The organism is Amycolatopsis orientalis DSM 43388, assembly GCF_000411975.1.
Classification (GTDB): Bacteria; Actinomycetota; Actinomycetes; order Mycobacteriales; family Pseudonocardiaceae; genus Amycolatopsis; species Amycolatopsis orientalis_D.
In genome coordinates this window covers 1-14,274 of the sequence record NZ_ASXG01000114.1, presented here as the reverse complement: position 1 = coordinate 14,274, position 14,274 = coordinate 1, and the positions used below count along the sequence as shown (strand labels likewise).

Sequence of the window (14,274 nt, the reverse complement as noted above, 5' to 3'; positions counted from 1 at the left end):
GTGTCGCCTTGTCGACAAAGTGAAGGGGAGGCCGAGGTGACGGCGCCCCCGGCGACGGCCTAACGTGGATGTCTGCAGCTGGTCCGTTCCCGCGCGGGGCGGACCGGACCGGCGGGGACCCGGTCGCGCGCGGTGCTCACGACCGGTACCCGGCGACCCCTTCACGAGCCGAGGGGCTCGGCTGTCGAAAGGAAGCGCGCATGAAGATCCGCGTCGAGCGCGACGGGCTCGCCGACGCCGTCGCGTGGGTGGCCAGAAGCCTCCCCTCCCGGCCTCCGGTGCCGGTCCTGGGCGGCGTCCTCCTCGACGCGGGCGCGGACGGGGAGTCCGACGCGCTCACGGTCTCCGGCTTCGACTACGAGGTCTCGGCCACGGTCGGCGTGCCCGCGACCATCGCCGACGGCGGGCGGCTGCTCGTCTCCGGCCGTCTCCTCGCCGACATCACCAAGGCGCTGCCCGCGCAGCCGGTCGAGATCTCCGTCGACGGCGCCCGCGCCACCATCACGTGCGGCAGCGCCCGGTTCAGCCTCCCGACCATGCCGGTCGAGGACTACCCGCAGCTGCCGTCCCAGCCCGCGCACGCGGGCGAGCTCACCGGCGACGTCTTCGGCCAGGCGGTCACGCAGGTCGCCACCGCGGCCGGCAAGGACGACACGCTCCCCATGCTCACCGGCATGCGGCTGGAGATCTCCGGCGAGACGCTCACCCTCGTCGCCACCGACCGGTTCCGGCTCGCCATGCGCGAGTTCACCTGGAAGCCGGCCGAGGGCTTGTCCGACGCCGCGGTGCTCGTCCCGGCCCGCACGCTCGCCGAGGCCGCCAAGACACTCGGCGGCGCGGGCACCACCGTGCAGCTCGCGCTTGCTTCCGGCGACGGTCTGCTCGGCCTGTCCGGGGCCGGCCGCTACACGACCACCCGGCTGCTCGACGCCGAGTTCCCGCCGTACCGTCAGCTGCTGCCCGCCAACCACACCTCGCGTGCGGTCATCGAGGTCGGCGCGCTGACCGAGTCGATCAAGCGCGTGTCGCTGGTCGCCGAGCGCGGCACCCAGGTGCGGCTCGAGTTCGGCGACGGCTCGCTGCGGCTGTCCGCGGGCGGCGACGACGAGGGCAGCGCCGAAGAGGAACTGCAGGTCGACTACGAGGGCGAACCGGTCACCATCGCGTTCAACCCGGGCTATCTCGTCGACGGGCTCGGCGCGCTGCACAGCGACCGGGCCGAGCTGACGTTCACCACGCCCAACCGGCCGGCGCTGATCAAGCCGGCCGACGCCGAGGGCAACGTCGTCCCCGGATATCTCTACCTGCTCATGCCGGTCCGGCTGCCGGGCTGAGCGGCGCGCGTCCAACCGAGGAAAACCGATCCAATCCAAAGGGGATCTCATGGTTCAGCTGGGTCTCGTCGGCCTGGGCAAGATGGGCTTCAACATGCGCGAGCGGCTGCGCGCCGCCGGGCACGAGGTGGTCGGCTACGACCGCAACCCCGACGTCAGCGACTCGACCTCGCTCGAAGACATGGTTTCCCAGCTGTCCAGTCCGCGGATCGTGTGGATCATGGTCCCGGCCGGGGAACCGACCCGGCAGACCGTGACCGAGCTCGGGCAGCTGCTGTCCGAGGGCGACCTGGTGATCGACGGCGGGAACTCGAAGTTCACCGACGACAAGCTGAACGCCGATCTGCTCGCTTCGCACGGCGTCGGCTACCTCGACTGCGGCGTCTCCGGCGGCGTGTGGGGCAAGGACAACGGCTACGGCCTGATGGTCGGCGGCGCGGCGTCCGACGTCCAGCGCGCGATGCCGATCTTCGACGCGCTGCGTCCGGAGGGTCCGCGCGAGGAAGGCTTCTCGCGCGCCGGCTCGGTCGGCGCCGGGCACTACGCGAAGATGATCCACAACGGCATCGAGTACGGCATCATGCAGGCCTACGCCGAGGGCTTCGAACTGCTCGAAGCGTCGAAGATCGTCGAAGACGTGCCCGCCGTGATCAAGGGCTGGCAGCGCGGCACCGTGGTCCGCTCGTGGCTGCTCGACCTGCTGGTGCGCGCGCTGGACGAGGACCCGGAGCTGGACGACCTGGAAGGTTACGTCGAGGACTCCGGCGAGGGCCGCTGGACGCTGGAGGAAGCGGTCAACCACGCGGTGCCCGCTCCGGTGCTGTCGGCCGCGCTGTTCGCCCGGTTCTCCTCGCGGCAGAAGGACTCCGCCGCGATGCGCGCCGTCGCCGCGCTGCGCAACCAGTTCGGCGGCCACGCGGTGAAGAAGGCCGGGAGCTAGCTCCCGCGGTCCCCGCCCGTGTATCTGCGACATCTCCAGGTCACCGACTTCCGGTCCTGGCCGCTGGCCGACCTCGCCCTCGAACCGGGGCCGGTCGTGCTCGTCGGCCAGAACGGCCGGGGGAAGACGAACCTGCTCGAAGCGATCGGCTACGTGGCGACCCTCGGTTCGCATCGGGTCGCCACGGACGCCCCGCTTGTCCGCCACGGCTGTGAGCGCGCGCTGATCCGGGTCGCGGTCGTCAACGAGGACCGCGAGCTGACGGTCGAGCTCGAGATCACGCCCGGCCGCGCCAACCGGGCTCGGGTGAATCGTGGTGCGGTCGGCAAGCCGCGCGACGTGCTTGGAATTCTGCGTACGGTGCTGTTCTCTCCGGAGGACCTCGCGCTGGTGCGCGGCGACCCGAGCGAACGCCGTCGGTTCATGGACGAACTGCTCGTGCTTCGCGCACCTCGGTATGCCGGCGTGCGCGCGGACTACGAGAAGGTGCTTAAGCAGCGCAACGCGCTTCTCAAGACCGCGGGCAAACGCCGTACTGGTCGCGAAGATCCGTACGCGCTGTCGACGCTCGACGTGTGGGACGACCATCTCTCGGTGGCTGGCGCGCAGTTGCTGGCGGCACGGTTGAACCTCATCGCGGACCTCGCGCCGTACACCGCTGACGCTTATATGGGAGTCGCGCCCGACTCTCGCCCGGCGAAGATCGCGTACAAGTCTTCGCTCGGCGAAGCGCTTCCGCCTTCATACGGCGTGCCGGGCGGAGAGCGTGCCGAGGCAGAGGTGCTGCGCGAGCTGTTGTTGAAGGCGTTGGCCGACACGCGGCGGCAGGAACTGGAGCGAGGGATCAGTCTCGTCGGACCCCATCGGGACGAGCTGGAGCTGATCCTCGGCGATGCGCCGGCGAAGGGATACGCGAGCCACGGCGAGTCGTGGTCGTTCGCGCTCGCGTTGCGGCTCGGAAGTTACGAGCTTCTGCGTGCCGAAGCGGGCGAACCGGTGCTTTTGCTGGACGATGTGTTCGCCGAGCTCGACCGCAAGCGCCGGGCCCGGCTGGCCGAGGTCGCCGCGGGCGCCGAGCAGGTGCTCATCACCGCGGCGGTGGCCGAGGACGTGCCCGAGGAGCTCGCCGGGGCGAGGTTCACGGTGGCCGACGGGGAGGTGAACCGTGTCTGAACAGCCACAACGACCACGCGGGGTGACCGGGGTCACGCGGGTTGCCCACCGATCTGGGGACAAACCTGTGGACAGTGTGGATAAACCCGGAGCCGCGTTATCGCCGCGCGTGACGAACCGGCCGGATGGCGGTCTTGACACCTCGGAAGCGTGGGTTAACCCACGAAATCCCGCGCGTGGCACCACTGAGAGTGACAGTTCCACTGGGCCGAACGAGACGCCCGCTGGGGACAAACCGAGCGGCCGCGACCTCGCGCACGCCGCGCTCGAAGCGGCGAAGGCGAAGGCCCGCGAACGCGGCGCCCCGCCGAACCTCCGGCGCGGCCGGATCACCGGGGGCGGCGGACAGAACCGGGCGCGCCGGCGCTGGTCGGGGCCCGGCGCGGATCCGCGCGACCCGCAGCCGCTCGGCCGGCTCGTCTCGCGGCTGATCTCCGACAGCGGCTGGCAGGACACGATGACCAACGCGCGCGTGTTCGGGCAGTGGGCCCGGCTGGTCGGCGAGGACGTCGCCGAACACGCCCAGCCGGTGGCGCTCAAAGACGGCGAGCTGACCGTCCGCGCGAGTTCCACCGCGTGGGCCACGCAGTTGCGGTTGCTGCAGGGCAAATTGCTGGCGAAGATCGCCGCGGGCGTCGGGAACGGCGTGGTCAAGCGGATGCGGATCCAGGGCCCGACCGCTCCGAGCTGGCGGAAAGGGCCTCGGCACGTGCCCGGCCGCGGGCCGCGTGACACGTACGGCTGACGGGGGTTGCGCTCCGCCGGATGAGTTCCCCGAGAACCGGGCCGCGCGGCTGCGGATACGAGATGACTCAACTGAGGGTGATTTCGTCCCTCTGCGACCGGCTCAGCGGTGTCCTAGCCGCATGTGAGCGCGTGCGGCCAAGTACACTGTTGTAGTAGCGGACGTCCGCTCGGGCGAGACGAGGAGAAACAACGCCGGTGACCGAGAACAAGAGCGAGTACAACGCGTCGTCCATCACCGTGCTCGAAGGCCTCGAAGCAGTTCGCAAGCGCCCCGGCATGTACATCGGTTCCACCGGTGAGCGCGGCCTCCACCACCTGGTCCAGGAAGTGGTGGACAACTCCGTGGACGAGGCGATGGCGGGGTACGCCACCAAGGTCGAGGTTACCCTGCTCGCGGACGGCGGGGTGCGGGTCGTCGACGACGGCCGCGGCATCCCGGTCGACATCCACCCGAAGGAACAGAAACCGACCCTCGAGGTCGTGCTCACCATCCTGCACGCGGGCGGCAAGTTCGACAGCGACTCCTACGCGGTGTCCGGCGGTCTGCACGGCGTCGGCGTCTCCGTGGTGAACGCGCTGTCGACGAAGCTGCTCGCCGAGATCAAGGTCGGCGGCCGCAGCTGGCGCCAGGAGTACCTCAACCAGGTCCCGGGGCCGCTCGAGGACCTCGGCCCGGCCACCGACACCGGCACCACCATCACGTTCTGGGCCGACGGCGAGATCTTCGAGACCACCACCTACAACTTCGAGACCATCTCGCGCCGCCTGCAGGAGATGGCGTTCCTCAACAAGGGCCTCACCCTGTCGCTGCGCGACGAGCGCGTCACCGACGAGGAGACCGAAGAGGACGCCGCCGGCAAGCAGGCCCGGGTCAAGGAAGTCGTCTACTGCTACCCGGGCGGGCTCGAGGACTTCGTCAAGCACATCAACGGCAGCAAGGACCCGATCCACGAGAGCGTCATCTCCTTCGACGCCAAGGGCTCCGGCCTCGAGGTCGAGGTCGCGATGCAGTGGAACACCGGGTTCACCCCGTCGGTGTACACCTTCGCCAACACGATCAACACGCACGAGGGCGGCACGCACGAAGAGGGCTTCCGCGCCGCGCTCACCCGCGTGGTCAACGCGTACGCGCGCGAGAAGAAGCTGCTCAAGGAGAAGGACGCCAACCTGACCGGCGACGACGTGCGCGAGGGCCTCGCCGCGATCGTGTCGATCAAGCTGGCCGAGCCGCAGTTCGAGGGCCAGACCAAGACCAAGCTGGGCAACAGCGAGGCCAAGACGTTCGTGCAGCAGCAGTCGAACGAATGGCTCGCCGACTGGTTCGAGCGCAACCCGAGCGAAGCCAAGACGATCATCAACAAGTCGATCTCGTCGGCGCAGGCCCGGCTCGCTGCCCGCAAGGCGCGCGACCTGGTGCGGCGCAAGGGCGCGCTGGAGATCGGCGGTCTGCCGGGCAAGCTCAAGGACTGCCGCTCGAACGACCCCGGCGAATGCGAGCTCTACATCGTGGAGGGCGACTCGGCGGGCGGTTCGGCCAAGGAAGGCCGCGACTCGATGTACCAGGCGATCCTGCCGATCCGCGGCAAGATCATCAACGTCGAGAAGGCCCGGATCGACCGCGTCCTCAAAAACACCGAGGTCCAGTCGCTGATCACCGCGCTCGGCACCGGCATCCACGACGATTTCGACATCTCGAAGCTGCGCTACCACAAGATCGTGCTGATGGCCGACGCCGACGTCGACGGCCAGCACATCACCACGCTGCTGCTCACCCTGCTGTTCCGGTTCATGACGCCGCTGATCGAGCACGGCCACGTGTTCCTGTCGCGGCCGCCGCTGTACAAGATCAAGTGGCCGAGGTCGGAGCCGGAGTACGCGTACTCGGACAAGGAACGCGACGCGGTCATCCAGGCCGGCGTCGAGGCGGGCCGCCGCCTTCCGAAGGACGACGCGATCCAGCGGTACAAGGGTCTCGGCGAGATGAACGCCGAGGAGCTGTGGGAGACCACGATGGACCCGGCGAACCGGCTGCTCGGGCAGGTCACCCTCGACGACGCCGCGCAGGCCGACGAGCTGTTCTCCGTGCTGATGGGCGAGGACGTGGAAGCGCGCCGCTCGTTCATCACGCGCAACGCCAAGGACGTGCGCTTCCTGGACGTGTAGGCGTCCCCCGCTAATCCGCTTCCCCAGGACTGCTCACCGAGAAGGACCCCATGACGGAAACCTTGCCGCCGGAACACGACCGGATCGAACCGGTCGACATCCAGCAGGAGATGCAGCGCTCCTACATCGACTACGCGATGAGCGTCATCGTGTCGCGGGCGCTGCCGGACGTGCGCGACGGCCTCAAGCCGGTGGCGCGCCGGATCCTGTACTCGATGTTCGACTCCGGGTTCCGCCCGGACCGCGGGTACAACAAGTGCTCCCGCGTCGTCGGCGACGTCATGGGCAACTACCACCCGCACGGCGACTCGGCGATCTACGACGCGCTCGTGCGGCTCGCCCAGCCGTGGTCGCTGCGCTATCCGCTGATCGACGGACAGGGCAACTTCGGCTCGTCGGGCAACGACCCCGCGGCCGCGATGCGGTACACCGAGTCCCGGCTCGCGCCGCTCGCGATGCAGATGCTCGCGGACATCGAAGAGGACACCGTCGATTTCCGCGACAACTACGACGGGCGCACCCAGGAGCCCGACGTGCTGCCGTCGCGGTTCCCGAACCTGCTGGTCAACGGTGGTTCCGGGATCGCGGTCGGGATGGCGACGAACATCCCGCCGCACAACCTGCGCGAGGTCTCCGAAGGCGTCGTGTGGGCGCTGGAGAACCCGGACGCGACCGATGACGAACTGCTGGCCGCGCTGCTCGTGCGGATCAAGGGCCCGGACTTCCCGACCAAGGCGATGATCCTCGGCACGTCCGGCATCGAGGACGCCTACCGCACCGGCCGCGGTTCGATCCGGATGCGCGCGGTCGTCGAGGTGGAAGAGGACGCGAAGGGCCGCACCATCCTGGTCGTGTCCGAGCTGCCCTATCAGGTGAACCCGGACAACCTGGTCGAGAACATCGCGCACCTCGTGCGCGACGGCAAGATCACCGGCATCGCCGACATCGCGGACGAGACCAACAGCCGGTCCGGCATGCGGATCGTCATCACGCTCAAGCGCGACGCGGTGGCGAAGGTGGTGCTGAACAACCTCTACAAGCACACCCAGCTGCAGCAGAACTTCGGCGTCAACATGCTGGCGCTGGTCGACGACGTGCCGCGCACGCTGCGGCTCGACCAGATCATCCGGCACTACGTGAAGCACCAGGTCGACGTGATCGTGCGGCGGACCCGGTTCCGGCTGCGCAAGGCCGAGGAACGGGCCCACATCCTGCGCGGTCTGGTCAAGGCGCTCGACATGCTGGACGAGGTGATCGCCCTGATCCGGCGGTCGCCCTCGGCCGACGAGGCCCGGCCCGGCCTGATGGAACTGCTCGAGATCGACGAGATCCAGGCCACCGCGATCCTGGACATGCAGCTGCGCCGGCTGGCCGCGCTGGAACGGCAGCGGATCATCGACACCCTGGCCGAGATCGAGCTGGAGATCGCCGACCTCAAGGACATCCTCGAGAAGCCCGAGCGGCAGCGCGCGATCATCCGCGACGAGCTGATGGAGATCGTCGACAAGTACGGCGACGACCGGCGCACCCAGATCATCCCGTTCGACGGCGATGTCTCGGTCGAGGACCTGATCGCACAGGAAGACGTCGTCGTCACCATCACCCGCACGGGCTACGCCAAGCGGACGAAAACCGACCTGTACCGCTCGCAGAAGCGCGGCGGCAAGGGCGTGCAGGGCGCGACGCTGAAGCAGGACGACATCGTCCAGCACTTCTTCGTGTGCTCCACGCACGACTGGATCCTGTTCTTCACGAACAAGGGCCGGGTGTACCGGGCGAAGGCCTACGACCTGCCCGAGGCCAACCGCAACGCGCGCGGCCAGCACGTGGCGAACCTGCTCGCGTTCCAGCCGGACGAGCAGATCGCCCAGGTCATCGAGATCCCGAACTACGAGGTCGCGCCGTACCTGGTGCTCGCCACGAAGCGCGGCCTGGTGAAGAAGACGAAGCTCACCGACTTCGACTCCAACCGCGCGGGCGGGCTCATCGCGATCAACCTGCGCGAGGGCGACGAGCTGGTGGGCGCGGTGCTGGCCGCGGCCGAGGACGACCTGCTGCTGGTGTCCGCGGGCGGGCAGTCGATCCGCTTCCACGCGACCGACGAGGCGCTGCGCCCGATGGGCCGGCCGACCTCGGGCGTGCTGGGCATGCGGTTCAACGAGGGCGACGAGCTGCTCGGCATCAGCGTGGTCAAACCGGACAAATTCCTTCTGGTCGCCACGGACGGCGCGTATGCGAAGCGGACGCCGATCGAGGACTATCCGGTACAGGGCCGCGGTGGCAAGGGCGTGCTCACCATTCAGCACGACAGCAAACGTGGCAGGCTGGTGGGGGCACTCATCGTCGACGAGGACGACGAGCTGTTCGCCATCACGTCCAGCGGCGGGGTCATCCGCACGCCGGCGCGGGACGTGCGCAAGGCGGGCAGGCAGACCAAGGGCGTTCGGCTGATGAACCTGGGTGACGGAACCACCCTTCTCGCGGTCGCACGCAACGCGGACGAGGGGTCGGACGTCGCCAATGGTGGCGAGGACTCCGCCGAAGCACCCGAGGGTTCGGAAGTTTCGGCTTCCGAGACGGTTTCGGAGGAAGCGGCCGAGGCTACGCCAGAGGAGCCCACAGCAGAAGACGGCACGGCGCCGGAGCAGTGATCGGCGCCCCACGCACGGGTAAGGACTGACTCAACGTGGCACCATCCGACAAGGCCGACGACGCGTCGGCCAACCCGCCCTGGCAGCGCACCGCCAAGGACGGCGGCGGCGACTCCGAGGCCATGGCCACGGCGCGGATCGCGACCGAGGACGTGCCCACCGCGGCTGCCGAACCCGCCGCGGCCGAGAACGACTACCCGGTGACCGGGTCGGCGGCGCCCCGGCTCTTCGGCGGCGAAGCCCCGTCGCCGGCGGCTGAGGTGCCGCCCGCGGGCCGCACCCGGCCGACGCCGAGCGCGCTGCGCCGCCCCGGCCGGGGCCCGCGGCGGGCGAGCCTGCAGATCAAGCGGTTCGATCCGTGGTCGGTGCTGAAGCTGGCGCTGGTCCTCGGGGTCGCGATGTTCTTCGTCTGGCTCGTCGCGGTCGGCGTGCTCTACACGGTGCTCGACGGCATGGGCGTGTGGGACAAGCTGAACGGCACGTACTCGTCCCTGGTCGGCGGCGAGGGCGCGAACGCGTCCGCGGAACCGCTGATCAGCGCCGGGCGCGTGTTCGGCATCGCGGCCATTCTCGGGGCGATCAACATCGTGCTGGTGTCCGCGCTGGCCACGGTGAGCGCGTTCATCTACAACGTGTCGGCCGACCTCGCGGGCGGCCTGGAGGTCACGCTCTCGGAGCGAGAGTAACCCGGTTGCAAGGGCGGATGAGGGGTCCGGTAGAGTTCTCCTCGTTCGACGGGCCCATAGCTCAGGCGGTTAGAGCGCTTCGCTGATAACGAAGAGGTCCCAGGTTCAAGTCCTGGTGGGCCCACCCAGGTCAAAGGCCGGTTCGCAGCAATGCGAACCGGCCTTTTTCGTGACCGAGTGACTAACTGAGTGACTGTCACTCCGCGGCGGCGGGGAAAATCGCGTCCATCGCCTTCGCGCCGTGCTGGATGACTGGTCGCAACTGGTGGCGGTAGACCAGCTCAGTCACCTTGGTGTCCGAGTGGCCGACAAGGCGCGAAATGTCCTCGATGCTCAGACCACTATCGGACAGCAGCGAGACGAAGCTGTGACGCAACTCGCGAGGTGTCCAGTCCTCCGGGTTCAGGCCCGCACGCTTGAGGACTCGCCGGAATCCTCGCCGCACGTTGGCTGCGTCCAGCTCTGTCCCGACGTCCGAGGCGAAGACGATCCCGTGTTCCTTCCAGCGATCGCGAGCGATCCGCCGTTGTAGGTCCTGGCGACGTTTCTGGCGTTCCAGCGCGTCGATCGCTCGCCCCGGCAGAGCGAGCGACCGGCGGGATTTGGCGGTCTTCGTGTCACCGCCGACGCGCACCGATCGCCACACGTTGATGTGTGGGGGAACTGGCGGTTCAGCGAGAGGCTTACCTGCCAGGTCCACCTCCGGCCAGTGAAGCGGGCGCGCCTCTTCGGTTCGTGCACCGGTGAGCAGGGAGACCACCGTGTATTCGCCGTAGGTTGACCGCTCCTCTTCTGCCGCGTTGAGAACTGCCTCAGCTTGCACGTAGGTCAGAGACTTAGACTTCCGTCCCTCGCGCCCGACTGGCAGATCATCACAGAGCAGCACGACATTGCGGATTCCTTTGTTTCGCTTCGCGGCGCGGTGGATCGCGCGGCGCACTATCGCACGGAGATCCCCAAGCGTGCGCGTAGCGAGGATCTCTGCCTTCTCCTCTAAGAATGCGTCAATATCGTCTGGCGTAAGCTCGTTCCGGTTCTTCGGATCGACCAGGAGGCGCGCGCCAAGCGATGGGATAACATGCGTTTCAGCGAGGTTGGTCAGCTTGTCCACTGTTGCCGGGCTCCTGCCGTTCAGGCCGTGCCGTAGCCAGTCCCTTACCGCCGCCTCTACCGTCGGTCCGCTGCTAGCGGCCGCAGTGCCTTCCTTCATGCGCTCGATGAGGTCATCGAGCGCAGCTTTCGCCTCAGTCTTGGTTTTGCCGCTGCTCTTGCGGACAATCCGCTTCCCATTCGGCTTGTACCCGACTGTCAGCTCAGCAATCCAGCGTTGCCGACTTTCGGACCAGTAAAGGCCGCCATCCCCTCGACTACGCCGCGCGGTCATAGCCGACCACCTCCGCTTCCTCGATGAGCTGTTCTACGTACTGCTGGATTGCTTTTGCTGGGATAAGTCGCGCCCGGCCTTGCTTCACCGAGAGAAGGCGTCCGGCGCGCATTTGCTCGTAGACGACCGATCGGCTCATCGAGAGCAGCTGCATTGCTTCCGGAATGGTGTACAGGTGCCGTGCTGGAACTGGCAGAGGCGAAACGTTGGCGTCCATCGGGTGCCTTTCGCGTCGTGAAGAGTGCGGTGGCAGTGGTGGAGCACGATGAACACGGGATCTCCCTGGTTTTGGACTGCGGAGGAACCGCTACCGCGGCTGGCTGGGGTTGTCCGCTACATCCGCTACAAGCGCTACTTGCCTGGTCAGAGGCGTAGCGGCGACGCGGGTTGTAGCGCTCGTGTCCGCTACAACGGTTCGGCTGCTGGCGAGCTGCTGCTAGCGGCTGTAGCGCTCGTGTCCGCTACAGACCGCGCCGCCGCTACGCCCGTGACCTGCGCTGTAGCGCTTGTAGCGGATGTAGCGGGGGCGGGCAGGTAGCGGCTCCAGGCATCAGCGAGCCCACCTTCTCCGTCGATGTGGTATCCCTTGGGCACCTTGCCACCGGGCATTCGAACGTTCTTCGACTTCACGCCATACGGCTCGAGTTCCTTGGCCAGGCGGCGGGAATCGAGGGTTTTGCCGTGCCCGTCGAGGTCTCCCCACGGTGCTTCGTCCAGCTGGCAAAGCGCGGTCACAATTTCCGCTGACGGCAGTTCTCGCACGCCACGGGCCGCGAAGAGATCGCGCAGGTCGGAGAGCAGGCGGATGCGCAGGCCGCCACCTTTGCGGTCGACGCTGGCTGCGGCAACGAAATGTGAGCAGGCAGCGCGTGCGGTGGCAGGCCAGTGGTCACCGGCAGCATCAGCGATCGCAATGAGAGGCCGCCAGATCTCCGCCGACCGGTCCCGCACACCGTCGGGCATCTCTGGTCGGCCACGGCTGATTTTGTCTGTGACGCTGCCGATCCAGGTTTCGAGCTGTTCGCGCAGCGGGGTGGCCTCGGCTTCTACGTCCTCCTCCCAGAATTCTTCGACCTCCTCATCCTCGCGGCGGCGCTGCATGTGGATCGTGATCGCGCGGGTGGTGATGGTGTCGGGCATGTTTCCGGCAATGCCGGCAAGCGCAGCGGGCGCGTACACCGGGAACCGTTGGACCTTCATCGCACGGGCATCGCCGACGCATCGGGCGATCGTGGCTGAGCGCTTGTATCCAGCGTTGAGCAGACCGCGAAGGTCTTCGTTGTTGCCGCCGTTCTTCGGGTTGAAGATCGTGTCCACCTCATCGAACAGGATGGTGATCGGGCCGTCATTGACCATGCGGAACAGCGCGGCCGTGGTCGCGGAGATCGTCATTTCCGGTGCGCGCACGAGGTGCTGTGCGACTTCGAGGACGCGGGTCTTGCCGCTGCCAGGTTCGACGCTGGACAGGATCAGCCGCGGCGTGACATAGAAGTGGTCCGCGGCGTGAGTGTGGGCGTACCAGAGCGCCAGCATCGGCGCGCAGTGCTCGGATGGGAAGGCGTTAAACCGTAGGATGAAGTCCCGCACTCGATCCAGAACCTCGTGCCCAGGCAACACCGTTGCGTTGGCAGCGCGCCAAATGTTCTGACAGTTCTCCGAACAGAAGTCGTCCGACGGCGACCCGTCCAGCGAACGGCCGCACTGACAGCACGAGCCGCCACCGTCGGCAGCGCCGGGAGCACCGATCGCCGCGTCGATCGCGGACACGGTGCTGTCCACTGTGGTCATTAGGCTGCCTTTCCTTGTGTCGTCCAGGCGTCGACCCGCGCCCAGGACGCGGCGGCGGTGGCGCGGATCTGCTGCGGGGTGAGGGCGGGGCGGGTGAAGGTCGCGCGGCGGCGGGCGAGTTCGGCGTAGGTCGGGGTGGCGGCGTTGGCGCGCCAGTTCCCGGCGGCGGAGACGGCGTTGGAGGTCTGGCGGGTGGTGCGGCGGCGGTCCCACTCGACCCATTCGGCGAGGAGTTCGGCGACGTGCGGGCTGGTGGTCAGTTGGCGCCAGGCGGCGGCGTCGGCGACGAGGGCGCGGTAGTCGGCGAACGGGATGGTGACCGGCGGGCGGGCCGGTCCGTGGGCCGGGCCGCGGGTGGCGTGGGTGGTCAAGGTGCACCTCTTGGGTCGTGACTCTGCGTGCCTGTTTTTGGGTGCGTTCGGCCAGGGCTAGGGCCGGGCGGTGTCGGCGGCTAGCCGGGGTTTGCGGGTGTTTCCGCTGGTCGGCGCGGGGGCGGTCTAGGCCGCTAGAGTCCTGGTCAGAATGGTTGCGGGTGTCTAGGGGCGGGGTCTAGGTCTAGAGGGGCTCGGATCTAGAGCGCGGCCCGCCCCTAGCCACTCCGTTCGGTTACTGTCCGTTGTTCTTGGCGTCGGTGAGGGCGTCGCGGGTGTAGCCGTTGCGGTTGGCTCCCTTGCCCGTCTCGGGGTCGGTGGCCCACACCTGTTTCGGTTTGACGCCCTTGGGCTTGAGCGCGGTGGCGAGGTTCTGCGCGGTCCAGCCGCCGTACTGGCTGGGCCGGAGGTCGGCCAGGCGGCCGACGATGACGTCGGACCACAGCTTGTCCTCGCCGCGCTGGAACACCGCGAGGGTGTCGGCGAGCGGGTCGAGGCGGGCGGCTTCGACGTCGACCTCTTCCCCGGCGGCGTAGCCGGTGATGTTGCCGATCGCTTCGCGGCGGGCGCGGGCTCCGGCGATGATTTTCTTGGTGTCGGTGGCGTCTTTGTAGACCGACTTCACGATCTTGGCGTCGTCGCCTTCACCGGCGAGGTAGCCGATGCCGAGGTCGGTGCGGGCGAACATCGTTGCCCGGACGCCGTTCTTGTACTGCGAGGTTCCGAGGACCATGTCGTTTTCGGTCTGTCCCTGGACTTTCAGGCAGTAGCGCAGGATGGCGTTGGCGGAAATCCCGGTGGGCAGCGACTTCGCGTCCGGGCGCTGGGTGGCCAGGATGGTGATGATGCCCAAGGCGGGGCCGCGCTTGACCAGGTCGGTGCAGATGGACTCCAGTTCCTCGCCGTATTCCTTGTGCTCGAACCAGACCTGGCACTCGTCCACCGCCACGACGATCGGCGCGAGCCGCAAGTCTTTGCGGGCGGCCAGTTCCGGGGTGACCTTGTTGTCCGGGCACACCGACTCCGGCAGGTTGCGG

The 14,274-nt window shown here is 68.1% G+C and carries 11 protein-coding genes, 1 tRNA gene and 1 pseudogene; 8 read left to right on the top strand and 5 right to left on the bottom strand.

Going from position 1 to position 14,274, the window contains the following annotated elements; genetic code table 11:
* The first annotated feature begins 200 nt into the window (after positions 1-200).
* The 8 genes from dnaN to L942_RS21960 all read left to right on the top strand — a co-directional run bounded on the left by dnaN (position 201) and on the right by L942_RS21960 (position 9,818).
* Positions 201-1,334 carry a DNA polymerase III subunit beta gene (dnaN, locus tag L942_RS21995; protein WP_037363523.1) on the top strand — a complete coding sequence of 378 codons (1,134 nt, stop codon included), beginning with the start codon at positions 201-203 and terminating at the stop codon, positions 1,332-1,334.
* Positions 1,335-1,383: 49 nt separating this feature from the next.
* The gene (gene gnd, locus L942_RS21990) at positions 1,384-2,274 is read left to right on the top strand and encodes a phosphogluconate dehydrogenase (NAD(+)-dependent, decarboxylating) (RefSeq protein ID WP_037363521.1); all 891 of its coding nucleotides are present in this window, start codon (positions 1,384-1,386) and stop codon (positions 2,272-2,274) included.
* An 18-nt stretch (positions 2,275-2,292) separates the two neighbouring features.
* Complete coding sequence (gene recF, locus L942_RS21985) at positions 2,293-3,447, top strand: DNA replication/repair protein RecF (protein WP_037363519.1); 1,155 nt, start codon at positions 2,293-2,295, stop codon at positions 3,445-3,447.
* 109 nt (positions 3,448-3,556) lie between these two features.
* Positions 3,557-4,192: a DciA family protein gene (locus tag L942_RS21980; protein ID WP_037363517.1), complete on the top strand. Its 636-nt coding sequence runs from the start codon at positions 3,557-3,559 to the stop codon at positions 4,190-4,192.
* A gap of 197 nt (positions 4,193-4,389) precedes the next feature.
* Complete coding sequence (gene gyrB, locus L942_RS21975; RefSeq protein WP_037363516.1) at positions 4,390-6,357, top strand: DNA topoisomerase (ATP-hydrolyzing) subunit B; 1,968 nt, start codon at positions 4,390-4,392, stop codon at positions 6,355-6,357.
* A gap of 50 nt (positions 6,358-6,407) precedes the next feature.
* Positions 6,408-9,008: a DNA gyrase subunit A gene (gyrA, locus tag L942_RS21970; RefSeq protein WP_037363513.1), complete on the top strand. Its 2,601-nt coding sequence runs from the start codon at positions 6,408-6,410 to the stop codon at positions 9,006-9,008.
* 35 nt (positions 9,009-9,043) lie between these two features.
* Positions 9,044-9,694, top strand: coding sequence for a DUF3566 domain-containing protein (locus L942_RS21965; protein ID WP_037363511.1), 651 nt, complete (start codon positions 9,044-9,046; stop codon positions 9,692-9,694).
* Positions 9,695-9,744: 50 nt separating this feature from the next.
* A tRNA-Ile gene (locus L942_RS21960) sits at positions 9,745-9,818 on the top strand.
* A 72-nt stretch (positions 9,819-9,890) separates the two neighbouring features.
* Here the strand turns inward: L942_RS21960 and L942_RS21955 are convergent.
* The 5 genes and pseudogenes from L942_RS21955 to L942_RS21935 all read right to left on the bottom strand — a co-directional run.
* Complete coding sequence (locus L942_RS21955; RefSeq protein WP_037363509.1) at positions 9,891-11,078, bottom strand: site-specific integrase; 1,188 nt, start codon at positions 11,076-11,078, stop codon at positions 9,891-9,893.
* Positions 11,062-11,295 (bottom strand): helix-turn-helix domain-containing protein, encoded by a 234-nt coding sequence (locus L942_RS21950; protein ID WP_037363507.1) that lies wholly within the window; start codon positions 11,293-11,295, stop codon positions 11,062-11,064. The genes L942_RS21955 and L942_RS21950 overlap by 17 nt, the downstream gene beginning before the upstream one ends.
* Before the next feature lie 188 nt (positions 11,296-11,483).
* Positions 11,484-12,866, bottom strand: coding sequence for a DUF3631 domain-containing protein (locus L942_RS21945; RefSeq protein ID WP_037363506.1), 1,383 nt, complete (start codon positions 12,864-12,866; stop codon positions 11,484-11,486).
* Entirely contained in the window at positions 12,866-13,237 is a 372-nt protein-coding gene (locus tag L942_RS21940; RefSeq protein ID WP_037363504.1) for a hypothetical protein, read from the bottom strand. The genes L942_RS21945 and L942_RS21940 overlap by 1 nt, the downstream gene beginning before the upstream one ends.
* Before the next feature lie 235 nt (positions 13,238-13,472).
* A pseudogene (locus L942_RS21935) lies at positions 13,473-14,274 on the bottom strand (cell division protein FtsK); the annotation flags it as partial.